We start from the raw sequence: 24,543 nt of genomic DNA, 5'->3' as shown, positions 1-24,543 counted from the left end.
AAGCAGGTCGGGCGAAGTCCCCTGCGGTTCGGCAGCGCCCTGAAGGGGCGCGGGGAACTGCGCGACCGGCCACGACGGCGCCGCGGACGAGCGACGGCGCAGCGCGGCACTGCCGGCGGAGCGCTCAGCCCAGCGCCGACTTCACCGAATCGGCCAGGCGCCCGGCCACCGACCGAGCCTGCTCGATGTCCGCCGCCTCGACCATCACCCGGACCAGCGGCTCCGTGCCGGAGGGACGCAGCAGCACCCGCCCGGTGCTCCCCAGCTCCCGCTCGGCCTCGGCGACCGCGGTGGCCAGCTCGGCGGAGGTGGCCACCCGCGCCCTGTCCACGTCGGACACATTGATCAGCACCTGCGGCAGCCGCTCCATGACGGACGTCAGGTCCTGCAGCGTACGGCCGCTCTGGGCGACCCTCGCGGCCAGCATCAGGCCGGTGAGCGTGCCGTCACCGGTGGTGGCGTGGTCGAGGATGATGACGTGGCCGGACTGCTCGCCGCCGAGGGCGAAGCCCTTGTCCTTCATCTCCTCCAGCACATACCGGTCGCCGACCCCCGTCTGCACGACCTGGATGCCCTCGCGCTCCATGGCGAGCTTGAAGCCCAGGTTGGACATGACGGTGGCGACGACGGTGTCGTGGCGCAGCGCCGACCGCTCCCGCATCGCCAGTGCCAGCACCGCGAGGATCTGGTCGCCGTCCACCTCCGCGCCGGTGTGGTCCACGGCCAGGCAGCGGTCGGCGTCGCCGTCGTGCGCGATGCCGAGGTCGGCGCCGTGCTCGACGACGGCGGCCTTGAGCTGGCCGAGGTGGGTGGAGCCGCAGCCGTCGTTGATGTTGAGGCCGTCCGGCTCGGCGCCGATGGTGACGATCTCGGCGCCGGCGCGGGCGAACGCCTCGGGCGAGACCCGGGCGGCGGCTCCGTGCGCCTCGTCGAGGACGATCTTCAGACCGTCGAGGCGGTTGGGCAGGACGCCGATGAGGTGGGCGACGTACCGGTCGAAGCCCTCGGCGTAGTCCCGGACCCGGCCGACACCGGCGCCGGTCGGGCGGTCCCAGGGGGCGCCGGTGCGGTGCTCCGCGTACACGGACTCGATACGGTCCTCCAGCTCGTCGGCGAGCTTGTGGCCGCCGCGGGCGAAGAACTTGATGCCGTTGTCGGGCATGGCGTTGTGACTGGCGGACAGCATCACGCCGAGGTCGGCGCCGAGCGCGCCGGTCAGGTACGCCACCGCAGGGGTCGGCAGCACCCCGACCCGCAGCACGTCCACGCCGGCGCTGGCCAGGCCCGCGACGACGGCGGCCTCCAGGAACTCCCCGGACGCTCGCGGGTCCCGGCCGACCACCGCGGTCGGCCGGTGTCCTTCGAAGGTGCCCGCCTCGGCCAGCACGTGTGCCGCGGCGACCGAGAGACCGAGGGCCATCTCGGCGGTCAGGTCCGCGTTGGCGACACCGCGCACGCCGTCCGTGCCGAAGAGTCGTCCCACTTGTCCTCCTGAGGAAGCGTCAGTCCCGGGAGCGGTGCCGGTGCGGCCCACGCACATGCTCCCGGGCCCCGAACACACACGGTGCCCGGTGATTCGATCGCACAAGCCGTTGAGCGTCTTGTGCCGTTATACGCCCGACGGCGGTGATATACGAACGCCCCGGCAGCACACTGGCGTGCCGCCGGGGCGTTCGGAGTACAGACAGCGAAGCTTAGCGCTTGCTGTACTGCGGAGCCTTGCGGGCCTTCTTCAGACCGGCCTTCTTCCGCTCGACCGCACGGTCGTCGCGGCGCAGGAAGCCGGCCTTCTTCAGCGCACCGCGGTTGTTGTCGACGTCGGCCTCGTTGAGGGCGCGGGCGACACCGAGGCGGAGGGCACCGGCCTGGCCGGAGACGCCGCCGCCGGCGATGCGGGCGATGACGTCGTAGCGGCCCTCGAGCTCCAGCACCTTGAAGGGCTCGTTGACCTCCTGCTGGTGCACCTTGTTCGGGAAGTAGTCCTCGAGGGTGCGGCCGTTGATCTTCCACTTGCCGGTGCCCGGGACGATCCGGACACGGGCGATGGCGTTCTTGCGGCGGCCCAGGCCGGCGGCCGGCTGGGGCTCGCCGAAGCGGGAGGCCATGGACTCCGAGGTGTACTCGCCCTCGACGGGGACCTCGGACTCGGTGGTGTAGCTGTCGATGTCAAGCTCTTCGAGCGGCTGCTCGGCAGTGGTCTCGGCCACGATTCTCCTCAGATTCTCTTCGGTCTTAGGGGGTGGCCGGACTTACTGCGCGACCTGGGTGATCTCGTACGGCTGCGGCTGCTGCGCGCCGTGCGGGTGCTGGTCACCCTTGTAGACCTTCAGCTTCGAGAGCATCTGACGGCCCAGGGAGTTCTTGGGGAGCATGCCCTTGACGGCCTTCTCGACGGCCTTCTCCGGGTTCTTCTCCAGCAGCTCGTCGTAGCGGACGGAGCGCAGACCGCCCGGGTAGCCGGAGTGACGGTAGGCCATCTTCTGGGTCCGCTTGTTACCGGACAGGTGCACCTTGTCGGCGTTGATGATGATGACGAAGTCACCAGCGTCGACGTGCGGCGCGTAGATCGGCTTGTGCTTGCCCCGCAGAAGGGTGGCGGCGGTGGTGGCGAGACGGCCCAGGACGACGTCCTGAGCGTCAATGACGTGCCACTGGCGCGTCACATCGCCGGGCTTGGGGCTGTACGTACGCACGGTTCGTAGCCTTCGCTTCGAGTGAATGGTCCTGAACAGGTCACCGAAACGATCACGACAGCCTTGACCGCGCTGCGGTGACGCAAACCGCGCGCTGGTCGCTGGTCATCGGCCCGGCGGACCGGTGTAAGGGCCCGTCCCGTGAGAATGAGCAAGCCAATACACAACAAGCAAGCAGAATACCGGGGCACCCGGACAGGGTCAAAACGCGGGATCACTGCCTACTGCCACTGTACGGGTCCGCGGTCCGGGACCGCGGACCCCATTGGACCGGACCAGCACGCCACGCGACCCGTCTAAGATGCGCCCCATGAGCTTTGGGCAGGGGGGACCCCAGTCTCAGTGGGATCCCTGGAAACCGCAATCCCAGCAGCCCTGGAACAGCGGCGGCGACCAGACCCCGGACTGGGCCGCGCTCGCCGAGGCGTCCGAGGCCCGCAACAAGCGGCGCCGGCTGCTGTTCATCGGAGGTGGCGCGCTGGCCACGGTCGCCGTGGCCAGCGCCGTCGCGGTGGCCGTGGTGTCGGCGAACGGCTCCAGCACGGCCTCCGGCGACCCCTCCCGGCTGCCGACGGCGGCGGACATCCCCAGCGAGAGCGCCACGGCCCCGTCGTTCGCGCCCACCAGCGCACCGCCGCCGCTGGACCCGAAGGACTTCGTCTCCAGCGCCGAGAAGGACAAGGCGCCGCTCGGCCCGGACGTCCTGTTCCCGGGGACGCAGCTCACCATGGGTGACGTCGTCTACAAGAAGGGCCCGACGGCCGACACCCGCACCTGCGCCTCCGCCGCCCAGGGCAGCCTGCCGAAGGTCCTCGACGCCAACGACTGCACCCGGGTGATCCGCGTCACCTACACCGCGGACGGGGTCGCCGTCACCGTCGGTGTGGCCGTCTTCGACACCGCGGCGCAGGCCACCAGGGCCAAGACGGAGGCGGACAGCAAGAGCATCGTGCGCTCCCTGTCCGGGGGCGGAGTGGACTCCTTCTGCAGCGGCGCCGTGTGCCGGTCCACGACCAATTCCTACGGCCGGTACGCCTACTTCACCATCGCCGGGTTCCCGAACGGCAAGGACGTGTCGGAGAAGGACACCAAGGTCTTCCGCACCGGCGACGACCTGGCGGAATTCACCTTCCGGCAGATCCGCCAGCGCGGCCAGGCCCAGGCCTCCGCAGCGGCGGAGGCCGGCTGAGCTCCCGGAAGGGGCGCGGGGAACTGCGCGACCGGCCACGACGGCACCGCAGACGAGCGACGGCGCAGCGCGGCACTGCCGGCGGAGCGCTCAGCGCCCGTCCGCAGCCGCTCAGCAGCAGTGCGCGGCCGGCAGGGTCCGTTTGTTGCGGGCCTCCCGGTTGCGCGCCGCCAGCAGCTCGTCGGCCGGGTAGCCGACCTCCTCCAGGGTCAGCCCGTGCGGCCGTACGACATGCACCGCCGAGTCCCGCACCCCGGCGACGAGCACCTTGCCCGGCCAGTCGGGCGGGCGGTGCCCGTCGCCGACGAACAGCAGCGCCCCGATCAGCGAGCGCACCATGTTGTGGCAGAAGGCGTCGGCGCGGACGGTGGCGGTGATGATCCCGTCGTCGCCGCGCACCAGGCTCAGCTCCTGCAGCGTACGGATGGTCGTCGCGCCCTCCCGCTTCTTGCAGTAGGCGGCGAAGTCGTGCTCGCCCAGCAGTGCCCGGGCGGCCTCGTTCATGGCGTCGGCGTCCAGCGGCCAGTCGTGCCACAGCACGTGCCCGCGCAGCAGCGGGTCCACCCCGCCGGGGTTGTCGGTGACCCGGTAGGCGTAGCGGCGCCAGACCGCCGAGAAGCGCGCGTTGAAGCCGCGGGGCGCCTCCCTGAGCGCCCACACCCGCACGTCCCTGGGCAGCCGCCCGGCGAGCCGCTTCATCAGCTTGCCGTGGTGCTCGGCCCACACCTCCCGCGGCAGATCGACATGGGCGACCTGCCCCCGGGCGTGCACACCGGCATCGGTCCGTCCGGCCACCGTCAGCTCGTACGTCCGGGGCGACCGCGTCACGGTACGCAGGGCGTCCTCGATCTCGCCCTGCACGGTCCGCCGGCCCCCGGCCTGCTTGGCCCAGCCGTGGAAGGCGCTCCCGTCGTACGACAGATCGAGCCGGACACGGACGTCACCGGGTGCTGCTGCATCACTCACGTGGACATCCTCTCAGCAACAGAAGACGGGCCCGCTCCTCGAGAGGAACGGGCCCGCCAGACGCGCCCGAGGGGCGCAGGGAACCGCGCGACCAGCCACGACGCAGCCGCGGCCACGAGCGAACAGCCCCCGGCGAGAACGCTCAGGCGTCCTTGGACTCCTCGGCGGACTCCTCGGCCTTGGTCACGTCGACCTTGGCCTCGGCAGCCTCGGCAGCCTCGGCGGCCTCGGCGTCCTTGGCGGAGCGCTTCGTCGCGGCCTCGGCCTCGCCGACCGCCTTCTGCTGCACCGTCAGCGCCTCGACCAGCTCGATCACGGCCATGGGCGCGTTGTCGCCACGGCGGTTACCGATCTTGGTGATGCGGGTGTAGCCACCCGGACGGTTCTCGTACCGCGGGCCGATCTCGGTGAAGAGCGTGTGGACGACGCTCTTGTCCGTGATGACCTGGAGCACCTGACGGCGGTTGTGAAGGTCGCCCTTCTTCGCCTTGGTGATCAGACGCTCGGCGTACGGCCGCAGACGGCGGGCCTTCGCCTCGGTGGTGGTGATCTTGCCGTGCTCGAAGAGGCTCTTCGCGAGGTTCGCGAGGAGCAGCTTCTCGTGCGCGGCGCTGCCGCCCAGACGGGCACCCTTGGTGGGCTTCGGCATGATGTTTCTCCTAGGTGTCTGCCCCGGCCGTGTCAGGTACCGGGGTCAGTATCCGAGCAGGCGGTCGCCTGTCGGAGATCCGGGTGCCGTTTCCGGCTCCCGGAAGGGCCCGCGCCCCTCGGGAGGGGCGCGGGGAACTGCGCGACCGGCCGCAGCCGGCCCGCAGCCGGAACCGAACCGTCGGTCCCGAGCTCAGAACCGACCGTCTCAGTACTGCTCGGTCTCGACGAACCCGGCATCCGCGTCGTCGTCCGCGCCGAAGGCGTCCGCCGCGGCGGTCGGGTCGAATCCGGGCGGGCTGTCCTTCAGGGCCAGGCCCATGCCGGCCAGCTTCGCCTTGACCTCGTCGATCGACTTCGCACCGAAGTTGCGGATGTCGAGCAGATCCGCCTCGGAGCGGGCCACGAGCTCACCCACGGAGTGGATGCCCTCACGCTTGAGGCAGTTGTAGGAGCGGACCGTGAGCTCCAGCTCCTCGATCGGCAGCGCCAGGTCCGCGGCGAGCGCGGCGTCCGTCGGGGACGGACCCATGTCGATGCCCTCGGCGTCGATGTTCAGCTCACGGGCCAGACCGAACAGCTCGACCAGGGTCTTGCCGGCCGACGCCATGGCGTCGCGCGGACGCATGGCCTGCTTGGTCTCGACGTCGACGATCAGCTTGTCGAAGTCGGTGCGCTGCTCGACACGGGTGGCCTCGACCTTGTACGTGACCTTGAGCACCGGCGAGTAGATCGAGTCGACCGGGATCCGGCCGATCTCCTGGCCGACCTGCTTGTTCTGCACGGCGGAGACATAGCCGCGACCGCGCTCGACGGTCAGCTCCATCTCCAGCTTGCCCTTGCCGTTGAGCGTGGCGAGGACCAGGTCGGGGTTGTGCACCTCGACACCGGCCGGGGGCGCGATGTCGGCGGCGGTGACCAGACCCGGGCCCTGCTTGCGCAGGTACATCACGACCGGCTCGTCGTGCTCCGAGGAGACGACCAGCTGCTTGATGTTGAGGATCAGGTCGGTGACGTCCTCCTTGACGCCCGGCACGGTGGTGAACTCGTGCAGCACGCCGTCGATGCGGATGGAGGTGACCGCCGCACCGGGGATGGAGGACAGGAGGGTCCGACGCAGGGAGTTGCCGAGGGTGTAGCCGAAGCCCGGCTCCAGCGGCTCGATCACGAACCGGGAGCGGAATTCGTCGACGACCTCTTCGGTCAACGAGGGACGCTGAGCGATCAGCATGTGTGGATCAGATCCTTCAGTCGTGGGCGCCCGCTATATGACGCCCGACGGGACCGCGCCGGAGAAGGCGCGGGTACTGCAAGGGTACGGGCGGCACGACCCGAATGAGCCGTACCGCCCGGACATCCTGCGAAGCGGGGTCAGACGCGACGGCGCTTCGGCGGACGGCAGCCGTTGTGCGGGGTCGGGGTGACGTCCTGGATGGAGCCGACCTCGAGACCGGTGGCCTGCAGGGAACGGATCGCGGTCTCACGACCGGAGCCCGGGCCCTTGACGAACACGTCGACCTTGCGCATGCCGTGCTCCTGGGCGCGGCGGGCGGCCGACTCGGCGGCCATCTGCGCGGCGAACGGCGTGGACTTCCGGGAGCCCTTGAAGCCGACGTGGCCGGCCGAGGCCCAGGAGATCACGTTGCCGGTCGGGTCCGTGATCGAGACGATCGTGTTGTTGAACGTGCTCTTGATGTGCGCGTGGCCGTGAGCGACGTTCTTCTTTTCCTTGCGGCGCACCTTCTTGGCAGCGCCCTGACGTCCCTTGGGGGGCATCTTCTAACTCCTACGGGAGGTGGTCGGTCCTACAGCGAAGACCGTGGACAGGCGTCCGCTGCGGACTACTTCTTGCCCGGCTTCTTCTTGCCGGCGATGGCGCGACGCGGGCCCTTGCGGGTGCGGGCGTTGGTGCTGGTGCGCTGACCGCGGACGGGCAGACCGCGGCGGTGACGGAGACCCTGGTAGGTACCGATCTCGACCTTGCGGCGGATGTCGGCCTGGATCTCGCGACGGAGGTCACCCTCGGTCCGGAAGTTGTTGTCGACGAACTCGCGGATCGCGACGAGCTGCTCCTCGGAGAGGTCGCGGACGCGGGTGTTCGGGTCGACGCCGGTGGCAGCCAGCGTCTGCTGGGAGAGGGTCCGGCCGATGCCGAACACGTAGGTGAGGGCGATCTCCACGCGCTTGTCGCGCGGGATGTCAACACCGGAAACGCGTGCCATTCAATGGCTCCTGGTGATCTTCGGAGGTCTTCCGCAGAACCGGCTCCCAGCCGCCGTACCAGGTACGAACTGGGTCCCCGGCCTCCGAACCGGGGGTGTCAGACGGCTTACGCCGCCCGGGCCCTGCGTATGAACATATTCAGCTCGCGTCGCGCGAAACTCTGCGAAAGAGGTGCAGAGGGTGCGGTCGGTCGTGCGTCAGCCCTGGCGCTGCTTGTGGCGCGGGTTGTCGCAGATGACCATGACCCGACCGTGACGGCGGATCACCCTGCACTTGTCGCAGATCTTCTTGACGCTCGGCTTGACCTTCATGGGATGTGAGGTTCTCCGGGTCAGTTGCCGGCGGTCCCGTGCAGCCGCACGGGACGTGGGCAAGATCTACTTGTACCGGTAGACGATCCGGCCACGCGTCAGGTCGTACGGAGACAGCTCCACCACGACCCGGTCGTCAGGGAGGATGCGGATGTAGTGCATACGCATCTTGCCGCTGATGTGTGCCAGGACCTGGTGGCCGTTCTGGAGCTCGACCTTGAACATGGCGTTCGGCAGAGACTCGACGACAGTGCCCTCGATCTCGATGGCACCTTGCTTCTTGGCCACGCTTCGCCCTTCGAATCGACTACCTTGATCGACTCCGGCGTGCTGGAAAACCGCATGCAGGCATGCGGGTGCACGAGAGCCGACGAGTCAGTCTACGTCAGCACACCCGGAAAGGCGAAACGAGGAAGTCTGCCCCACCAGGGAGATCCTTAAGCGAGCGGGTCCGGAGCGGTGGTGATGCCGTACTCGGCCAGCTTCTCCCTGCCGCCGTCGGGCGCCGTGAGTACCAGTGGGCCCTCCTCGGTCAGGGCGACGGAGTGCTCCCAGTGCGAGGACCAGGTGCCGTCGGTGGTGACGACCGTCCACTCGTCCTCCAGGACGACGGTCTTCGGGGTGCCCAGGGACACCATCGGCTCGATGGCGAGGCAGAACCCCGGGACCAGCCTCGGCCCCTTGCCGCGGCGCCGCTCGACGTAGTTCAGGAGGTGGGGGTCCATGTGCATCTCGGAGCCGATGCCGTGGCCGCCGTAGTCCTCGATGATCCCGTACCGGCCGCCGCCCGGCCTGGGCTGCCGGCGGATGTACGTCTCCACGGCACGCGAGATGTCGACGAGCCGGTTGCCCTGCTTCATCGCCGCGATGCCGGCCCACATCGACTCCCGGGTCACCCGGGAGAGCTCGACCAGCTCCGGAGCGTGACCGGAGCCCACGAAGGCGGTGTACGCGGCATCGCCGTGCCAGCCGTCGATGATCGCGCCGCAGTCGATCGAGATGATGTCCCCGTCCTTGAGGACCACGTCGTCGGAGGGGATGCCGTGCACGACGACCTCGTTCACGGAGGTGCAGATCGTCGCCGGGAAGCCGCCGTACCCGAGGAAGTTCGGCTTGGCGTCGTGCTCCGCGAGCACCTTGCGGGCGACCTGGTCCAGGTCCCGGGTGGTGGCGCCGGGCACGGCGGCCTCGCGCGTGGCCGCGTGGATGGCGGCGACGACCAGCCCCGCCTCACGCATCTTGGCGATCTGCTCGGGGGTCTTGATCTGCACCATGACGGCTGCGGCCTTTCTGGACCTGGAGAGGTACGGACAACACTTCCCACGATAAGGGCCGAAGCCCTCCGTAACCCGTGGGGCACCGCTCATGCCGCAGCCGCGGCCCTCGGCGGAGGGACCGCGGCTGCAACCGGCGGAGGAACTACTCCTCGCGCTTCAGCGCCTCCTGCGCACGGGCGGTGACCTCGTCGACCGCGCCCATCGCGGAGATGGTCACGACCAGGCCCTGCGCCTTGTAGTAGTCGATGATCGGTTCGGTCTGCGTGTGGTAGACCTCGAGCCGCTTGCGGACCGTCTCCTCGGAGTCGTCGTCCCGCTGGTACAGCTCACCGCCGCAGACGTCGCAGACGCCCTCCTGCTTCGGCTTGGAGTAGGTCACGTGGAAGACGTGCGCCGACTCGTTCCGGCACACCCGCCGTCCGGCGATCCGCTTGACGACCTCGTCCTCGGGGGCCTCCAGGTCCAGCACCGCGTCGAGCTTCATCTGCTCCGTCTCGAGCAGCTCGTCCAGCGCCTCCGCCTGGGAGACGTTGCGCGGGAAGCCGTCCAGCAGGAAGCCGCCCTCCGCGTCGGGCTGCTCCATGCGGTCCTTGGCCATGGCGATGGTGACCTCGTCCGGCACGAGGTTGCCGGCGTCCATGTAGGACTTCGCGAGCCTGCCCAGCTCGGTCTGCTGGCTGATGTTGGCGCGGAACAGGTCGCCCGTGGAGATGTGCGGGATGTGCAGCGTCTCGGCAAGGCGGGTGGCCTGCGTACCCTTTCCGGCACCCGGCGGCCCGACGAGGACGATTCGCATCAGCGGAGGAACCCTTCGTAATTGCGCTGCTGGAGCTGGCTCTCGATCTGCTTCACCGTTTCGAGGCCCACACCCACGATGATCAGGATGCTGGTGCCACCGAACGGGAAGTTCTGGTTTGCCCCGAAACCTGCCAACGCCATCGTCGGCACGAGAGCGATCAGACCCAAGTACAGCGAACCCGGCCAGGTGATCCGGTTGAGTACGTAGCTCAGATACTCAGCGGTCGGTCGGCCAGCCCGGATGCCCGGGATGAAGCCACCATACTTCTTCATGTTGTCGGCGACTTCTTCGGGGTTGAAGGTAATCGCCACGTAGAAGAACGCGAAGAACACAATGAGCAGGAAGTAGAGGACGATGTGCGCCGCCGCGTCCGTGGCCGCGAGGTTCCGCTCGATCCACTGCGCCCAGCCCGCGTCCGAGTTGGAGAACTGGACGATCAGCGCCGGGATGTAGAGCAGCGAGGACGCGAAGATGACCGGGATGATGCCCGCCTGGTTGACCTTGAGCGGGATGTACGTCGACGTGCCGCCGTAGGACCGGCGGCCGATCATGCGCTTCGCGTACTGGACCGGGATACGGCGCTGGGCCTGCTCGACGAAGACCACCAGGCCGATCATGACCAGGCCGACGGCGACCACGGTGCCGAACTCGATCCAGCCGCCCGCCAGGTCGCCCTGCTGCTTGATGGCCCACAGCGCGGACGGGAAGGTCGCGGCGATCGAGATGAACATCAGGATCGACATGCCGTTGCCGATGCCGCGGTCGGTGATCAGCTCACCGAGCCACATCACGAGGGCCGTGCCCGCGGTCATGGTGATCACCATGACGACGGTGGTGAAGATGGCCTGGTCCGGGACGACCTGGTTGGCGACCGTGCAGCCGGAGAAGAGGGCACCGCTGCGGGCGGTGGCGACCAGGCCGGTGCCCTGCAGGACGGCGAGCGCAACGGTCAGGTAACGGGTGTACTGCGTGATCTTCGCAGTGCCCGCCTGACCCTCCTTCTTCAGGGCCTCCAGGCGCGGGATCACCACGGTGAGCAGCTGCAGAATGATGCTGGCCGTGATGTACGGCATGATGCCGAGCGCGAAGACCGTGATCTGCAGCAGCGCGCCACCGCTGAACATGTTGACCAGACCGAAGAGGCCCTGGTTGCCGGACGCCTGGTCCACACACTCCTGAACGGCCGTGTAGTCCACGCCCGGGATCGGGATGTGCGTACCGATCCGGTACACCACGATGATGCCCAGCGTGAAGAGCAGCTTCTTGCGCAGGTCGGGCGTCTTGAACGCCCGGGCGAACGCGGTGAGCACGGTGCCTCCTGCGACCCCCGCGCAACTGCGTCAAGGGCGACGGTCTTGAGGTTCGACTGACGACTTAGTACGTAACGGTCAACTGCCGCTCAGAGTGCCCGAAGTACAGCACCCGTGAAAGTGGGCAGTGCAGGCCACCTTACCTGCGAGACCACTGCCCTTGGAACGACCAACCGGGGATACCCCATTTGTGGGGTATCCCCGGCCGGTGTCACTCAAGTCATCGAGACGCCTGTGGTGTTCAGACGAGCTCGGTGACGCTGCCGCCGGCGGCGGCGATCTTCTCCTTGGCGGAGGTGGAGGCCTTGTCGACCCGCACCGTCAGCGCCACGGAGATCTCGCCCTCGCCGAGGACCTTGACCAGGCTGTTCTTACGAACGGCACCCTTGGCCACCAGGTCCTCGACGGTGACCTCGCCACCCTGCGGGTAGAGCTTGGCCAGCTTGTCGAGGTTCACGACCTGGTACTCGGTCTTGAACGGGTTCTTGAAGCCCTTCAGCTTCGGGAGGCGCATGTGCAGCGGCATCTGGCCGCCCTCGAAGCGCTCCGGAACCTGGTAGCGGGCCTTCGTACCCTTCGTACCACGACCGGCCGTCTTACCCTTCGACGCCTCACCACGACCGACACGGGTCTTGGCGGTCTTGGCGCCCGGGGCGGGACGGAGGTTGTGGATCTTGAGCGGGTTCTGCTCCGCCATGATCAGTCGACCTCCTCGACCGTCACGAGGTGGCGGACGGTGTGCACCATGCCGCGGAACTCGGGGCGGTCCTCCTTGACGACCACGTCGTTGACCTTCTTCAGGCCAAGCGAACGCAGGGTGTCACGGTGGTTCTGCTTGCTGCCGATGTAGGACTTGACCTGCGTAATCTTGAGCTGAGCCATGATTTACGCACCTGCCCCGGCGCGTGCCCGCAGGAGCGCCGCGGGGGCGACGTCCTCGAGCGGCAGACCGCGGCGGGCCGCGATCTCCTCGGGACGCTGCAGGCCCTTCAGGGCCTCCACGGTCGCGTGCACGATGTTGATCGCGTTGTCGGAGCCGAGCGACTTCGACAGCACGTCGTGGATACCGGCGCACTCCAGGACGGCACGCACGGGACCACCGGCGATCACACCGGTACCCGGCGAAGCCGGCTTGAGGAGAACCACACCGGCAGCCTTCTCACCCTGGATCGGGTGCGGGATGGTGCCCTGGATCCGGGGGACCTTGAAGAAGTGCTTCTTGGCCTCCTCAACGCCCTTGGCGATGGCGGCCGGCACCTCCTTGGCCTTGCCGTATCCGACACCCACGGTGCCGTCACCGTCGCCCACCACGACCAGCGCGGTGAAGCTGAAGCGACGACCACCCTTCACAACCTTGGCGACGCGGTTGATCGCGACGACGCGCTCAACGTAAGCGGTCTTCTCGGCGGCAGCTGCGCCGCCGTCACGGCCCTTCCGGTCCCGCCGCTCGCCGCCACCGGCACCGCTGCCGCGGCGCTGGGGTCCAGCCATTGGAATTACCTCTCTCTGTTTCCGCTAGCTACGGAACCGGCTCAGAACTTCAGGCCGGCTTCGCGGGCGGCGTCCGCCAGGGCGGCGATGCGCCCGGCGTACTGGTTGCCACCACGGTCGAACACGACGGCCTCGACACCGGCGGCCTTGGCACGCTCGGCGACCAGGGCGCCGACCTGCTTGGCCTGCGCGGACTTATCGCCCTCGGCACCGCGGATCGAGCTGTCCAGGGTGGACGCCGACGCCACGGTGTGGCCCTTCAGGTCGTCGATCACCTGCGCCACGATGTGGCGGTTGGAGCGGGTCACGACCAGACGGGGGCGCTCCGCGGTGCCGGAGACCTTCTTGCGGATCCGGATGTGGCGGCGCTTGATCGAGGCGCGCTTGTAGGCGTCGCCCTTGAGGATCTTCTGCCCGTATGCCATGGCTTACTTACCCGCCTTTCCGACCTTGCGGCGGATGACTTCGCCCTCGTACTTGACGCCCTTGGCCTTGTACGGGTCGGGCTTGCGCAGCTTGCGGATGTTGGCGGCGACCTCACCGACCTTCTGCTTGTCGATGCCCTCGACCGAGAAACGGGTCGCGGACTCCACCTTGAAGGTGATGCCCTGCGGGGCCTCGACCAGGATCGGGTGGCTGTAGCCGAGGGAGAACTCGAGGTTCGAGCCCTTGGCGACAACGCGGTAACCGACACCGCTGATCTCGAGCTTCTTCACGTAACCCGCGGTCACGCCGGTGATCATGTTCGCCACCAGCGTGCGGGACAGGCCGTGGAGGGCCTTGTTCTGACGCTCGTCGTTGGGGCGGGTGACGTTCAGGACGCCGTCCTCGCCCTTGACGACCTCGATCGGCGCCACGACGGTGTGGGTCAGTTCGCCCTTGGGGCCCTTGACCTTCACCGTACGGCCGTCGATGGTGACGTCCACGCCGGCGGGAACCGCGATGGGGAGCTTGCCGATGCGCGACATAGCTGTTTCCTCCGTTCCCTTCTGCTACCAGACGTAGGCGAGGACTTCCCCACCCACGCCCTTCTTGCCGGCCTGCTTGTCGGTGAGGAGCCCGTGCGACGTGGAGATGATCGCCACGCCGAGGCCGCCGAGCACCTTCGGCAGGTTGGTGGACTTCGCGTACACCCGGAGACCGGGCTTGGAGATCCGCTTGATGCCCGCGATGGAGCGCTCACGGTTGGGGCCGAACTTCAGCTCCAGGACGAGGTTCTTGCCGACTTCGGCGTCCTCGACCTTCCAGCCCGTGATGAAGCCCTCCTGCTGGAGGATCTCCGCGATGTGCGACTTGATCTTCGAGTGCGGCATCGCCACGGAGTCGTGGTACGCCGAGTTCGCGTTCCGCAGACGAGTCAGCATGTCTGCGATCGGATCAGTCATGGTCATGAATTGGCCTTCGGCCTCTCTCGCCGGGGTTTCCTGGTGCGCCATCCCTCTCCCCGATCCGAGACGGGACGGGTGCGGCGCGGTGGACCTACGGCGTAGTAAGTCGTAAGGGCGGCGGCAGACGCCCAACCCCACAAGCCTAAGCCATGCGGGCTGGGCGTCCGACCGCCCTGTCTGCTTACCGAGAGCCCTGCGAATCCCTGTGTCGGGGGATTACCAGGAGCTCTTGGTCACGCCCGGCAGCTCGCCACGGTGAGCCATCTCACGAAGGCACACGCGGCACAGGCCGAACTTGCGGTACACGGAGTGCGGACGGCCGCAGCGCTGGCAGCGGGTGTACGCGCGCACACCGAACTTGGGCTTGCGAGCAGCCTTCGCGATGAGAGCCTTCTTCGCCATCTCGCTCACGCCTCCTTGAACGGGAAGCCGAGGTGACGGAGAAGGGCGCGGCCCTCTTCGTCGTTGGTCGCCGTGGTGACCACGGTGATGTCCATACCCCGGACGCGGTCGATCTTGTCCTGGTCGATCTCGTGGAACATGACCTGCTCCGTGAGACCGAAGGTGTAGTTGCCACGGCCGTCGAACTGCTTGGGGGACAGGCCGCGGAAGTCGCGGATGCGCGGGAGCGCGAGCGACAGGGTGCGGTCCAGGAACTCCCACATGCGGTCGCCACGGAGCGTGACGTGGGCACCGATCGGCTGCCCCTCGCGCAGCTTGAACTGCGCGATGGACTTGCGGGCCTTGGTGACGGCCGGCTTCTGACCGGTGATGGTGGTCAGGTCGCGGATCGCGCCCTCGATCAGCTTCGAGTCACGGGCGGCGTCGCCGACACCCATGTTGACCACGATCTTGACGAGGCCGGGAACCTGCATGACGTTCTCGTACTTGAACTCGTCACGCAGCTTGCCCGCGATCTCCTCGCGGTACTTCTGCTTCAGACGCGGAGTGGTGGTGGTAGCCATCAGATGTCCTCACCCGTCCGCTTGGCAACGCGGATCTTGTTGCCTTCGTCGTCGAAGCGGTAACCGACGCGGGTCACGACCTTGTTGCCGTCCTTCTCCACGACCAGCTGGACGTTGGAGACGTGGATCGGCGCCTCGGTGGTGACGATGCCGCCGGCCTGCGAACCACGAGCCGTGGGACCGGCCTTGGTGTGCTTCTTGACCCGGTTGACACCCTCGACCAGGACACGCTCCTCGCGCGGGTAAGCGGCAATGACCTTGCCCTGCTTGCCCTTGTCCTTGCCGGTGATGACCTGGACCAGGTCGCCCTTCTTGATCTTCATGCTTACAGCACCTCCGGCGCGAGGGAGATGATCTTCATGAACTTCTTCTCGCGCAGCTCACGGCCGACCGGGCCGAAGATACGGGTGCCGCGAGGGTCGCCGTCGTTCTTCAGAATGACGGCGGCGTTCTCGTCGAAGCGGATGTACGAGCCGTCCGGACGGCGGCGCTCCTTGACGGTGCGAACGATGACCGCCTTGACGACGTCACCCTTCTTCACGTTGCCACCGGGGATCGCGTCCTTGACGGTGGCGACGATGACGTCACCGATACCCGCGTAGCGGCGACCGGAGCCGCCGAGCACACGGATGCAGAGGATCTCCTTCGCACCCGTGTTGTCGGCGACACGCAGTCGCGACTCCTGCTGGATCACGTCTATCTCCTGGTTGTCTGCCGGTTCCCGGGGCGGGGTCCGTGTCTCGCACGTCCTCCGCCCCGAGCCTGGCGGAACGATGCCTAGGGGGTCCCCCTAGGAGGGATTACTTGGCCTTCTCGAGGATCTCGACGACGCGCCAGCGCTTGGTCGCGGACAGCGGCCGGGTCTCCATGAGGAGGACGCGGTCGCCGACACCCGCGGCGTTCTGCTCGTCGTGCGCCTTGAGCTTGTTGGTACGGCGGATGACCTTGCCGTACAGCGCGTGCTTGACGCGGTCCTCGACGGCGACGACGACGGTCTTGTCCATCTTGTCGCTGACGACAAGACCCTCGCGGGTCTTGCGGAAGCCGCGCGCTTCGGTGTTCTTCTCAGTCACGTTGCTCTCGCTCATCAGGCGTTCTCCACCGTCTCGATGCCGAGCTCACGCTCACGCATGAGGGTGTAGATCCGGGCGATGTCCTTGCGGACCGCCTTGAGACGGCCGTGGTTCTCGAGCTGGCCCGTCGCCGCCTGGAAGCGGAGGTTGAACAGCTCTTCCTTGGCCTCGCGGAGCTTCGCCAGAAGCTCCTCGTTGCCCAGCTCGCGCAGCTCGGACGCCTTGGTACCGGCCGACATCACGCTTCACCTGCCTCGCGCTTGACGATCTTGCACTTCATCGGCAGCTTGTGAGCCGCACGGGTCAGGGCCTCGCGCGCGATCTTCTCGTTGGGGTACGACAGCTCGAACATCACGCGTCCGGGCTTGACGTTGGCCACCCACCACTCCGGCGAACCCTTACCGGAACCCATGCGGGTCTCGGCCGGCTTCTTGGTCAGCGGGCGGTCCGGGTAAATGTTGATCCAGACCTTGCCGCCACGCTTGATGTGACGGGTCATGGCGATACGAGCCGCCTCGATCTGGCGGTTCGTGACGTACGCCGGGGTCATCGCCTGGATGCCGTACTCGCCGAACGCAACCTGCGTTCCACCCTTGGACATGCCGTTGCGCTTGGGGTGGTGCTGCTTGCGGTGCTTGACCCTACGGGGGATCAGCATGGTGGTCAGGCCTCCGTTCCGGTGCTCTCAGCCGGAGCGGCGGCGGCTGCCGGCGCGTCGGCCTTGGGGGCCTCGGCGGCCGGAGCCTGCTGCTGCGGCTTGCGACCGCGCCGGTCGCCGCGGCCACGGGCCGGGCGGTCCGAGCCACCGCGGGCCGGGCGGTTGCCCGCACGGGCGGCGGCGTTCTCGGCGCGGACCTCGGCGATGTTCTTGACGTCGCCCTTGTAGATCCAGACCTTCACACCGATGCGGCCGAAGGTCGTCTTGGCCTCGAAGAAGCCGTAGTCCACGTTGGCGCGGAGCGTGTGCAGGGGCACGCGGCCCTCGCGGTAGAACTCCGAGCGGGACATCTCGGCGCCGCCGAGACGGCCACCGCACTGGATCTTGATGCCCTTGGCGCCCGCCTTCATCGCCGACTGCATGCTCTTGCGCATGGCGCGGCGGAAGGAGACGCGGGAGGACAGCTGCTCGGCGACGGCCTGGGCCACCAGCTGAGCGTCCGTCTCCGGGTTCTTGACCTCGAGGATGTTCAGCTGGACCTGCTTGCCGGTCAGCTTCTCCAGGTCACCGCGGATGCGGTCGGCCTCGGCGCCGCGGCGGCCGATGACGATGCCCGGACGCGCGGTGTGGATGTCGACGCGGACGCGGTCACGGGTGCGCTCGATCTCCACCTTGGAGATGCCGGCGCGCTCCATGCCGGACGTCATCATCCGACGGATGGCGACGTCTTCCTTGACGTAGTCCTTGTACAGCTTGTCGGCGTACCAACGCGACTTGAAGTCGGTCGTGACACCGAGCCGGAACCCGTGCGGGTTTACCTTCTGGCCCATTACCGGGTTCCTTCCTTGCTGCTGACGACCACGGTGATGTGGCTGGTCCGCTTGCGGATCCGGTAGGCGCGGCCCTGGGCACGCGGACGGAACCGCTTCAGGGTCGGGCCCTCGTCGACGTAGGCCTCGGAGATGAAGAGGCTGTCGACATCGGTGTGGTCGTAGTTGTGCGCGGCGTTGGCGATGGCGCTGTCCAGCACCTTGCCGACCGGCACGCTCGCGGCCTGCGGGGCGAAACGCAGGACCGCCTGAGCCTCCGTGGCGTCCATGCCACGGATGAGGTCCACCACGCGGCGGGCCTTCATGGGCGTGACGCGGATGTACCGCGCCTGGGCCCTGGCTTCCATGGTCGTCCCTTCGATGTTTGTCATGGTCATTCGCACCCCGCCGACTAGCGGCGCTTCGACTTCCGGTCGTCCTTGACGTGGCCCCGGAAAGTGCGGGTCGGCGAGAACTCGCCGAGCTTGTGGCCGACCATCGACTCGGTGACAAACACCGGGATGTGGGTCTTGCCGTTGTGCACCGCGAGCGTGTGGCCGAGCATGGCCGGCACGATCATGGAGCGTCGGGACCAGGTCTTGATGACGTTCTTGGTGCCGGCTTCGTTCTGTGCGTCCACCTTCTTCATCAGGTGGTCGTCGACGAAGGGCCCCTTCTTCAAGCTACGAGGCATCTCAACCCGTCCTTAGCGCTTCTTGTTCGTCTTGCGGCGGCGGACGATGTACTTGTTCGACGCCTTCTTGGGCGAACGAGTACGGCCTTCCTTCTTGCCCCACGGGGACACGGGGTGGCGGCCACCGGAGGTCCGGCCCTCACCACCGCCGTGCGGGTGGTCGACCGGGTTCATGACCACACCACGGACGGTCGGGCGAACGCCCAGCCACCGCTTGCGGCCCGCCTTGCCCCAGTTGATGTTGCTCTGCTCGGCGTTGCCGACCTCGCCGACGGTGGCGCGGCAGCGGACGTCGACCAGACGGATCTCGCCGGACGGCATGCGCAGGTGGGCGTAGGCGCCCTCCTTCGCGAGCAGCTGCACGGAGGCACCGGCGGACCGGGCGAACTTGGCACCGCCACCGGGACGGAGCTCGATCGCGTGGATCGTGGTACCGACCGGGATGTTGCGGAGGGCCAGGTTGTTGCCCGGCTTGATGTCGGCCCCGGGACCGTTCTCGACGCGGTCGCCCTGCTGCAGGTTGCGCGGGGCGAGGATGTAGCGCTTCTCGCCGTCGGCGTAGTGCAGCAGCGCGATGCGCGCGGTGCGGTTGGGGTCGTACTCGATGTGCGCGACCTTCGCCGGCACGCCGTCCTTGTCGTGACGACGGAAGTCGATCACTCGGTAGGCGCGCTTGTGTCCGCCACCCTGGTGGCGAACGGTCACACGACCGGCGTTGTTACGGCCGCCCTTGCTGTGCAGCGGGCGAACCAGCGACTTCTCCGGCGTGGACCGCGTGACCTCGACGAAGTCGGCGACGCTGGCGCCACGACGGCCCGGCGTAGTCGGCTTGTACTTGCGGATTCCCATTGTCTCTCAGTCCTCGGAAATTACCCGATTATCTGGACGCTCCGACCCGCTTACGCGGTCGGACCGCCGAAGATGTCGATACGGTCGCCCTCGGCGAGGGTCACGATCGCGCGCTTGGTGGCGGCACGCTGGCCGAAGCCCGTGCGGGTCCGCTTGCGCTTGCCCTGGCGGTTGATCGTGTTGACCCCGGTGACCTTGACCGAGAAGACCGCCTGCACGGCCTCCTTGATCTGGGTCTTGTTGGCCCGCGGGTCGACGACGAACGTGTACTTGTTCTCGTCGAGCAGCGCGTAGCTCTTCTCGGACACGACCGGCTTCAGCAGCACGTCACGGGGGTCCGTGTACGCCTTGCTGGCCGGGGTGACGACGGTGTTCTTGCCCTCGGCGGCGTGACGGCGCGCCTTGGCGACGCGCGCGGCCTTGGCGGCCTTCGCGGCCTTGGAGGCGATAGCGGGGTGACGGATGGCCATCAGACCTCGCTCCCTTCGGTGTCTTCAGCCTTCGGGCCGGACACGAAGGACTCGAAGGCGGCCTTGGTGAAGACCACGTCGTCCGAGACGAGAACGTCGTACGTGTTCAGCTGGCCCGGCTCCAGGATGTGGACCTGGGGCAGGTTGCGGGCGGACAGCCACGCGGCCTCGTCGGCGCGGTCGACGACCAGGAGCAGGTTCTTGCGCTCACTGATCTTGCCGAACAGCGTCCTGGCGGCCTTCGTCGACGGGTTCTCACCCTCGACGACGCCGGAGACGACGTGGATGCGGTTGTGACGCGCCCGGTCGGTGAGGGCGTGCCGCAGGGCGGCGGCCTTCATCTTCTTCGGGGTGCGCTGCGAGTAGTCGCGCGGCACGGGACCGTGCACGACGCCACCACCGGCGAACTGCGGCGCGCGGGTCGAACCCTGACGGGCGCGGCCGGTGCCCTTCTGGCGGTACGGCTTCTTGCCACCGCCGCGGACCTCGCCGCGCGTCTTGGTCTTGTGGGTGCCCTGGCGGGCAGCGGCCAGCTGCGCGACGACGACCTGGTGGATCAGCGGGACGCTGACCTTCTCGACGTCGAAGATCTCCGCGGGGAGCTCGACGGTACCGGCCTTGTCGCCTGCCGGCGAAAGGATGTCAACAGTGCTCATCGGTTACCTCAGGCCCCCTTGGCCGCGGTGCGGACCAGGACGAGGCCGCCGTTCGGACCGGGAACCGCGCCCTTGATGAGCAGCAGACCCTTCTCCGCGTCAACGGCGTGGACGGTCAGGTTCTGGGTGGTGACCCGCTCGTTGCCCATGCGACCCGCCATGCGGAGGCCCTTGAACACACGGCCCGGGGTGGCGCAGCCGCCGATGGAACCGGGCGAGCGGTGCTTGCGCTGGGTACCGTGCCCGGCGCCGAGGCCACCGAAGTTGTGGCGCTTCATGACACCGGCGAAGCCCTTGCCCTTGCTCTTGCCGGTGACGTCGACCTTCACGCCGGCCTCGAACACCTCGGCGGTGACTTCCTGGCCCAGCGTGTACTCGGAGGCGTCCGACGTGCGGATCTCGACGAGGTGACGACGGGGGGTGACGTCGGCCTTGGCGAAGTGACCCTTGAGGGGCTTGTTCACCTTGCGCGGGTCGATCTCGCCGAAGGCGATCTGGACGGACTCGTAGCCGTCGACGTCGTTGGTACGGACCTGGGTCACGACATTGGGCCCGGCCTTGACGACGGTGACCGGAACAACGCGGTTGTTCTCGTCCCACACCTGCGTCATGCCGAGCTTCTCGCCCAGGATGCCCTTGATCTGCTTGGTCATCTCTCAGATCACCGGCCTCAGAGCTTGATCTCGATGTCGACGCCGGCCGGGAGGTCGAGTCGCATCAGAGAGTCAACGGTCTTGGGGGTCGGGTCGAGGATGTCGATCAGGCGCTTGTGCGTACGCATCTCGAAGTGCTCGCGCGAGTCCTTGTACTTGTGCGGCGACTTGATGACGCAGTACACGTTCTTCTCAGTGGGCAGCGGCACCGGGCCCGCGACCGACGCACCAGTGCGGGTCACCGTCTCGACGATCTTCTTCGCCGAGGAGTCGATGACCTCGTGGTCGTAGGCCTTGAGCCGGATGCGGATCTTCTGTCCCGCCATGGCTACTTCGTAGTCCTGTCTCTCTAACGCTCTGGGACCCGGCGTTCACTGCCCCTGTCCTCCGACCCACGCGGTCGGGCGTGTCGCACTCTCGCTGACACGGATGCCCCTTGTTCGAACATCCCTGCGGTGGGAGTGCGGGCCCTTCCGGAACCGCGGACCGGGGGCGAGAGGCCCACCGGGCGCCTGGCCGGTGCCGCGCTCACGCTTCCCGGAAGATTCCCGTACGTCCGCCCCTGAGCAGGGACGACGAGTACTGTGGGACTCGCTTCCGGTCCTCCCGGCGGGAGGCGCGCAGCATCAACACTCGACCGAGCAACTCGGACAGTCTGCCATAGGGGGCGGCGGGGGCGCCAATCGGGCGGAAGAGATTACCCGAGGGTGGTACGGGTGAAAACGAGCACCCGTCACGGAAGCCCCCGGAAAGCGCCGACAGCAGTCAGTCCCGAAGATGTGACAGTGCGAAGTCGATCAAGTCGTCGATCTCCGGTCTCCCCTGGTTGGCCGTCCTGCCCGACCCACTCGGCGATGTACGGGACTCCGTGCCACTCGACACGCCACACCTCGCCGTGCCGGTTCTCGAACTCGACGAAGCTCCCCGAGCCGCCCTCCAGCGAGCGGAACCCCTCGATCAGCCGCTTCCGCTCCGTGACCGACGGCACGTTCCCGCTCGCGGAGGCCCGAGCGGCGCACGAACGCGCCTCCCGAGGGCACGTCCGGGGCGAGATCGTGCTCACCGTCGCACGGCCGGTACTACGGAGACCACGGGGCGTGTCCCCCGACGACGGCCGGAGGGCCGTTCCCCTCAGCCCGTGAAGCGGAACGTCGACGCGATGGCGTCGAAGACGTCGATGGCGTCGAAGAAGGACTCCGCCAGGTCCAGCACCTGGCTGCTGCCCGCCACCGGGCGACCCTGCCCTCCTGGCCGGGGACCGGGACGCAGGTCTGCATCAGGACCGCGAGCGGCCGGCGACGGCGGCCGGGTCGGTCGCCAGCGGCTCGCCGGCGGCGGTACGCCCGCCCACCGGGGAGACGGTCACCGAGCCGGTGACCGGGGTGTCGCCGCCGAAGTTCTCGGCCATGCAGCCGCAGTACAGCGCACCCGGCTTCCGGACGTCGGCCGCGGCCTTCCGGAGGAAGGAGACCTACGCGTCCCGGTGCCGGGGCAGTTCCGGGTGCTACCGCACCCGCTCGTCCACCACGCGCCGGATCGAGTCGTCCCGCGACTCCGGCCGCACGTCGGACTCCCACCACGCCTGGGGCTCCTTGATCCGGAAGCCGCCGCGGTCGACGGTCGACGTCCCGGGGTAGCGGGCCATGGCGTCCGCGGCCTCCCTGTTCGATCGGTCAGGTGTTCCGCCATGGTGCCGTCCCGCCGCGCGCACGCCCCGGGCCGCCGTCCCGCCGTGCCCACGCCCCGGGCCGCCGTCCCGTCGGCCGAAGCTCAGATGACCCCCTGCGCCAGCATCGCCTCCGCCACCCGTTCGAAGCCCGCGATGTTCGCGCCCGTGACGTAGTCGCCGGGGGTGCCGTAGCGGGCGGCGGTCTCGCGGCAGGTGGTGTGGATGTCGGTCATCACGCGGGCGAGTTCGTCCTCGACGCGGGTGGCCGGCCAGGCGGTGCGGGAGGCGTTCTGGGTCATCTCCAGGGCGCTGACCGCGACGCCGCCCGCGTTGGCCGCCTTCGCCGGACCGAAGGCGACCCCCGCCTGCTGGAACAGGTGCACGGCGGCCGGGGTGGTCGGCATGTTCGCGCCCTCGGAGACCGCCTTCACGCCGTTGCGGATCAGGGCGGCGGCGTCGTTCTCGTCGAGTTCGTTCTGCGTCGCGGACGGCAGCGCGATGTCGGCCGGGACCTCCCAGACCCGGCCGCCCGGCACGAAGCGGGCCGAGCCGCCGCGCCGTTCTGCGTATGTGCCGACCCGCCCCCGCTCCACCTCCTTGACCTGCCTCAGCAGCTCCAGGTCGATGCCCTTCTCGTCGATCACATAGCCGGAGGAGTCCGAGCAGGTCAGGGCGTTCGCACCGAGCGCGGTCAGCTTCTCGACGGTGTGGATCGCCACGTTCCCGGCGCCCGACACCACGGCCGTCTGCCCCTCCAGGTCCTCCCCGCGCTCCCGCAGCATCGCCGCCGTGAAGAGGACGTTGCCGTACCCCGTCGCCTCCGGGCGGATCAGCGAGCCGCCCCAGCCCTGCCCCTTGCCGGTGAGTACGCCCGCCTCCCAGCGGTTGGTGATCCGGCGGTACTGGCCGAAGAGGTAGCCGATCTCCCGGCCGCCGACGCCGATGTCACCCGCCGGTACGTCGGTGTGCTCGCCGATGTGGCGGTGCAGTTCCGTCATGAAGGACTGGCAGAAGCGCATGACCTCCGCGTCGCTGCGCCCCCGCGGGTCGAAGTCGCTGCCGCCCTTGCCGCCGCCGATGCCGAGGCCGGTCAGCGCGTTCTTGAAGACCTGCTCGAAGCCCAGGAACTTCACGATCCCGAGGTTCACCGACGGGTGGAAGCGCAGGCCGCCCTTGTACGGGCCGAGCGCGCTGTTGAACTCGACGCGGAAGCCCCGGTTGACGTGCACCGTCCCCCGGTCGTCCTGCCACGGCACCCGGAAGATGATCTGCCGCTCCGGCTCGCAGAGCCGCTCGATCAGCCCCGGCTCCGCGTACTCCGGCCGCGCCGCCAGCACCGGCCCCAGCGTGTCCAGCACCTCGGCCACCGCCTGGTGGAACTCCGGCTGTGCGGGGTTGCGCTGCTCGATCTCCGTGCGGAGCTGCTCCAGGCGGCCGGGGTCGGCGGTCGGTGCGGGCTGCGCGGTCGTCTCGGTTCGCGTCGTCACAGGCTCGGACTCCCTCTCGTCTGGCACGACTGCAGGTACGGCCGACCCCCCACGGGTGTTCAGGATCCCGGCCGGCGAGTCGGTCGGTGCGAGGCTCGCCCGCACACCGTAACCAGCAGACGTACGGGACGAACGTCTCGCCCCACCGCCGAACCGTCCGGGAACTCCAGCACCTCGATCCCGCTGTCCCGGCCGGGATGCGCCTCACACCACCGCAACCCACGTTCTGACGTTGCGGTGCCGTCGGTGCCTCACCAAGGAAAGA

General features: G+C 68.4%; 36 protein-coding genes and 2 pseudogenes. 2 read left to right on the top strand and 36 right to left on the bottom strand.

The annotated features are described in order from the left end of the window. Window positions 1-124: 124 nt before the first annotated feature. The 3 genes from glmM to rplM form a co-directional block, all read right to left on the bottom strand. On the bottom strand, window positions 125-1,483 hold the full coding sequence (gene glmM, locus V5O46_RS17130) for a phosphoglucosamine mutase (protein WP_332885463.1): 1,359 nt from the start codon (window positions 1,481-1,483) through the stop codon (window positions 125-127). A 211-nt stretch (window positions 1,484-1,694) separates the two neighbouring features. Beyond that, complete coding sequence (gene rpsI, locus V5O46_RS17125; RefSeq protein WP_010036632.1) at window positions 1,695-2,207, bottom strand: 30S ribosomal protein S9; 513 nt, start codon at window positions 2,205-2,207, stop codon at window positions 1,695-1,697. 42 nt (window positions 2,208-2,249) lie between these two features. Continuing rightward, window positions 2,250-2,693, bottom strand: coding sequence for a 50S ribosomal protein L13 (gene rplM / locus V5O46_RS17120; protein ID WP_187823218.1), 444 nt, complete (start codon window positions 2,691-2,693; stop codon window positions 2,250-2,252). Window positions 2,694-3,003: 310 nt separating this feature from the next. Here rplM and V5O46_RS17115 point away from each other — a divergent pair, with 310 nt between their 5' ends. Beyond that, complete coding sequence (locus V5O46_RS17115) at window positions 3,004-3,882, top strand: hypothetical protein (RefSeq protein ID WP_332885462.1); 879 nt, start codon at window positions 3,004-3,006, stop codon at window positions 3,880-3,882. Between the two features lie 111 nt (window positions 3,883-3,993). Here the strand turns inward: V5O46_RS17115 and truA are convergent, their stop codons facing one another. The 31 genes from truA to rpsJ all read right to left on the bottom strand — a co-directional run bounded on the left by truA (window position 3,994) and on the right by rpsJ (window position 21,448). Next, entirely contained in the window at window positions 3,994-4,848 is an 855-nt protein-coding gene (gene truA / locus V5O46_RS17110; protein ID WP_332885461.1) for a tRNA pseudouridine(38-40) synthase TruA, read from the bottom strand. 142 nt (window positions 4,849-4,990) lie between these two features. Next, window positions 4,991-5,497, bottom strand: a complete 507-nt coding sequence (gene rplQ / locus V5O46_RS17105) for a 50S ribosomal protein L17 (protein ID WP_332885460.1) — start codon at window positions 5,495-5,497, stop codon at window positions 4,991-4,993. Between the two features lie 207 nt (window positions 5,498-5,704). Then, the gene (locus tag V5O46_RS17100; protein WP_003966937.1) at window positions 5,705-6,727 is read right to left on the bottom strand and encodes a DNA-directed RNA polymerase subunit alpha; all 1,023 of its coding nucleotides are present in this window, start codon (window positions 6,725-6,727) and stop codon (window positions 5,705-5,707) included. A gap of 140 nt (window positions 6,728-6,867) precedes the next feature. Next, the gene (gene rpsK, locus V5O46_RS17095; RefSeq protein ID WP_003948617.1) at window positions 6,868-7,272 is read right to left on the bottom strand and encodes a 30S ribosomal protein S11; all 405 of its coding nucleotides are present in this window, start codon (window positions 7,270-7,272) and stop codon (window positions 6,868-6,870) included. Between the two features lie 65 nt (window positions 7,273-7,337). Then, a complete protein-coding gene (gene rpsM, locus V5O46_RS17090; protein WP_332885459.1) occupies window positions 7,338-7,718 on the bottom strand; it encodes a 30S ribosomal protein S13 in 381 nt (126 codons plus the stop codon). Between the two features lie 198 nt (window positions 7,719-7,916). After that, window positions 7,917-8,030 carry a 50S ribosomal protein L36 gene (gene rpmJ / locus V5O46_RS17085; RefSeq protein WP_003974245.1) on the bottom strand — a complete coding sequence of 38 codons (114 nt, stop codon included), beginning with the start codon at window positions 8,028-8,030 and terminating at the stop codon, window positions 7,917-7,919. 66 nt (window positions 8,031-8,096) lie between these two features. Then, window positions 8,097-8,318 (bottom strand): translation initiation factor IF-1, encoded by a 222-nt coding sequence (gene infA, locus V5O46_RS17080; RefSeq protein ID WP_003948620.1) that lies wholly within the window; start codon window positions 8,316-8,318, stop codon window positions 8,097-8,099. A 149-nt stretch (window positions 8,319-8,467) separates the two neighbouring features. Continuing rightward, the gene (gene map, locus V5O46_RS17075; protein WP_332885458.1) at window positions 8,468-9,304 is read right to left on the bottom strand and encodes a type I methionyl aminopeptidase; all 837 of its coding nucleotides are present in this window, start codon (window positions 9,302-9,304) and stop codon (window positions 8,468-8,470) included. A 145-nt stretch (window positions 9,305-9,449) separates the two neighbouring features. After that, a complete protein-coding gene (locus V5O46_RS17070; protein WP_332885457.1) occupies window positions 9,450-10,103 on the bottom strand; it encodes an adenylate kinase in 654 nt (217 codons plus the stop codon). After that, window positions 10,103-11,416, bottom strand: coding sequence for a preprotein translocase subunit SecY (gene secY, locus V5O46_RS17065; protein WP_332885456.1), 1,314 nt, complete (start codon window positions 11,414-11,416; stop codon window positions 10,103-10,105). Before secY ends, V5O46_RS17070 begins: the two co-directional genes overlap by 1 nt. Before the next feature lie 241 nt (window positions 11,417-11,657). Beyond that, on the bottom strand, window positions 11,658-12,113 hold the full coding sequence (gene rplO / locus V5O46_RS17060; protein ID WP_332885455.1) for a 50S ribosomal protein L15: 456 nt from the start codon (window positions 12,111-12,113) through the stop codon (window positions 11,658-11,660). A gap of 2 nt (window positions 12,114-12,115) precedes the next feature. Then, window positions 12,116-12,298, bottom strand: coding sequence for a 50S ribosomal protein L30 (gene rpmD, locus V5O46_RS17055; RefSeq protein WP_004984515.1), 183 nt, complete (start codon window positions 12,296-12,298; stop codon window positions 12,116-12,118). A 3-nt stretch (window positions 12,299-12,301) separates the two neighbouring features. Then, window positions 12,302-12,907, bottom strand: coding sequence for a 30S ribosomal protein S5 (rpsE, locus tag V5O46_RS17050; RefSeq protein ID WP_019753099.1), 606 nt, complete (start codon window positions 12,905-12,907; stop codon window positions 12,302-12,304). A gap of 41 nt (window positions 12,908-12,948) precedes the next feature. After that, window positions 12,949-13,332, bottom strand: coding sequence for a 50S ribosomal protein L18 (rplR, locus tag V5O46_RS17045; RefSeq protein ID WP_332885454.1), 384 nt, complete (start codon window positions 13,330-13,332; stop codon window positions 12,949-12,951). Between the two features lie 3 nt (window positions 13,333-13,335). Further along, window positions 13,336-13,875, bottom strand: coding sequence for a 50S ribosomal protein L6 (gene rplF, locus V5O46_RS17040; protein WP_332885453.1), 540 nt, complete (start codon window positions 13,873-13,875; stop codon window positions 13,336-13,338). 24 nt (window positions 13,876-13,899) lie between these two features. Then, window positions 13,900-14,298, bottom strand: a complete 399-nt coding sequence (gene rpsH / locus V5O46_RS17035; protein WP_004984520.1) for a 30S ribosomal protein S8 — start codon at window positions 14,296-14,298, stop codon at window positions 13,900-13,902. Window positions 14,299-14,511: 213 nt separating this feature from the next. Continuing rightward, window positions 14,512-14,697 carry a type Z 30S ribosomal protein S14 gene (locus V5O46_RS17030; protein WP_003956452.1) on the bottom strand — a complete coding sequence of 62 codons (186 nt, stop codon included), beginning with the start codon at window positions 14,695-14,697 and terminating at the stop codon, window positions 14,512-14,514. A 5-nt stretch (window positions 14,698-14,702) separates the two neighbouring features. Next, a complete protein-coding gene (rplE, locus tag V5O46_RS17025; protein ID WP_030345436.1) occupies window positions 14,703-15,260 on the bottom strand; it encodes a 50S ribosomal protein L5 in 558 nt (185 codons plus the stop codon). Next, window positions 15,260-15,583 carry a 50S ribosomal protein L24 gene (gene rplX, locus V5O46_RS17020; protein ID WP_031477830.1) on the bottom strand — a complete coding sequence of 108 codons (324 nt, stop codon included), beginning with the start codon at window positions 15,581-15,583 and terminating at the stop codon, window positions 15,260-15,262. Before rplX ends, rplE begins: the two co-directional genes overlap by 1 nt. 2 nt (window positions 15,584-15,585) lie before the next feature. Beyond that, window positions 15,586-15,954, bottom strand: a complete 369-nt coding sequence (rplN, locus tag V5O46_RS17015; RefSeq protein ID WP_003998823.1) for a 50S ribosomal protein L14 — start codon at window positions 15,952-15,954, stop codon at window positions 15,586-15,588. 106 nt (window positions 15,955-16,060) lie between these two features. After that, window positions 16,061-16,348, bottom strand: coding sequence for a 30S ribosomal protein S17 (rpsQ, locus tag V5O46_RS17010; protein WP_332885452.1), 288 nt, complete (start codon window positions 16,346-16,348; stop codon window positions 16,061-16,063). Beyond that, on the bottom strand, window positions 16,348-16,572 hold the full coding sequence (rpmC, locus tag V5O46_RS17005) for a 50S ribosomal protein L29 (RefSeq protein WP_007494763.1): 225 nt from the start codon (window positions 16,570-16,572) through the stop codon (window positions 16,348-16,350). The genes rpsQ and rpmC overlap by 1 nt, the downstream gene beginning before the upstream one ends. Continuing rightward, entirely contained in the window at window positions 16,572-16,991 is a 420-nt protein-coding gene (rplP, locus tag V5O46_RS17000) for a 50S ribosomal protein L16 (protein WP_332885451.1), read from the bottom strand. Before rplP ends, rpmC begins: the two co-directional genes overlap by 1 nt. A gap of 5 nt (window positions 16,992-16,996) precedes the next feature. After that, window positions 16,997-17,821 (bottom strand): 30S ribosomal protein S3, encoded by an 825-nt coding sequence (rpsC, locus tag V5O46_RS16995; protein ID WP_332885450.1) that lies wholly within the window; start codon window positions 17,819-17,821, stop codon window positions 16,997-16,999. After that, window positions 17,821-18,168: a 50S ribosomal protein L22 gene (gene rplV, locus V5O46_RS16990; protein WP_006130776.1), complete on the bottom strand. Its 348-nt coding sequence runs from the start codon at window positions 18,166-18,168 to the stop codon at window positions 17,821-17,823. Before rplV ends, rpsC begins: the two co-directional genes overlap by 1 nt. A gap of 44 nt (window positions 18,169-18,212) precedes the next feature. Further along, window positions 18,213-18,494, bottom strand: coding sequence for a 30S ribosomal protein S19 (gene rpsS / locus V5O46_RS16985; RefSeq protein WP_053759516.1), 282 nt, complete (start codon window positions 18,492-18,494; stop codon window positions 18,213-18,215). Window positions 18,495-18,506: 12 nt separating this feature from the next. Continuing rightward, window positions 18,507-19,343 carry a 50S ribosomal protein L2 gene (gene rplB, locus V5O46_RS16980; protein WP_018543909.1) on the bottom strand — a complete coding sequence of 279 codons (837 nt, stop codon included), beginning with the start codon at window positions 19,341-19,343 and terminating at the stop codon, window positions 18,507-18,509. A 50-nt stretch (window positions 19,344-19,393) separates the two neighbouring features. Beyond that, window positions 19,394-19,813: a 50S ribosomal protein L23 gene (rplW, locus tag V5O46_RS16975; RefSeq protein ID WP_332885449.1), complete on the bottom strand. Its 420-nt coding sequence runs from the start codon at window positions 19,811-19,813 to the stop codon at window positions 19,394-19,396. Then, window positions 19,813-20,469 (bottom strand): 50S ribosomal protein L4, encoded by a 657-nt coding sequence (rplD, locus tag V5O46_RS16970; protein WP_332885448.1) that lies wholly within the window; start codon window positions 20,467-20,469, stop codon window positions 19,813-19,815. Before rplD ends, rplW begins: the two co-directional genes overlap by 1 nt. 8 nt (window positions 20,470-20,477) lie before the next feature. After that, window positions 20,478-21,122: a 50S ribosomal protein L3 gene (gene rplC, locus V5O46_RS16965; RefSeq protein ID WP_332885447.1), complete on the bottom strand. Its 645-nt coding sequence runs from the start codon at window positions 21,120-21,122 to the stop codon at window positions 20,478-20,480. Window positions 21,123-21,139: 17 nt separating this feature from the next. Next, entirely contained in the window at window positions 21,140-21,448 is a 309-nt protein-coding gene (gene rpsJ, locus V5O46_RS16960; protein WP_003948644.1) for a 30S ribosomal protein S10, read from the bottom strand. A 642-nt stretch (window positions 21,449-22,090) separates the two neighbouring features. On the opposite strand from rpsJ, the pseudogene V5O46_RS31950 reads away from it, so the two are divergent. Continuing rightward, window positions 22,091-22,192 (top strand): annotated as a pseudogene (locus V5O46_RS31950) (zinc-binding dehydrogenase); the annotation flags it as partial. A 61-nt stretch (window positions 22,193-22,253) separates the two neighbouring features. Here the strand turns inward: V5O46_RS31950 and V5O46_RS16955 are convergent. Both V5O46_RS16955 and gdhA read right to left on the bottom strand, forming a co-directional pair. Continuing rightward, window positions 22,254-22,767, bottom strand: a pseudogene (locus tag V5O46_RS16955) (hypothetical protein). Window positions 22,768-22,892: 125 nt separating this feature from the next. Continuing rightward, a complete protein-coding gene (gene gdhA, locus V5O46_RS16950) occupies window positions 22,893-24,278 on the bottom strand; it encodes an NADP-specific glutamate dehydrogenase (RefSeq protein WP_408649009.1) in 1,386 nt (461 codons plus the stop codon). Window positions 24,279-24,543: the final 265 nt, after the last annotated feature.

The organism is Streptomyces poriticola, assembly GCF_036689765.1.
Taxonomy (GTDB): domain Bacteria; phylum Actinomycetota; class Actinomycetes; order Streptomycetales; family Streptomycetaceae; genus Streptomyces; species Streptomyces poriticola.
This window is presented reverse-complemented; position numbering and strand designations above follow the sequence as displayed.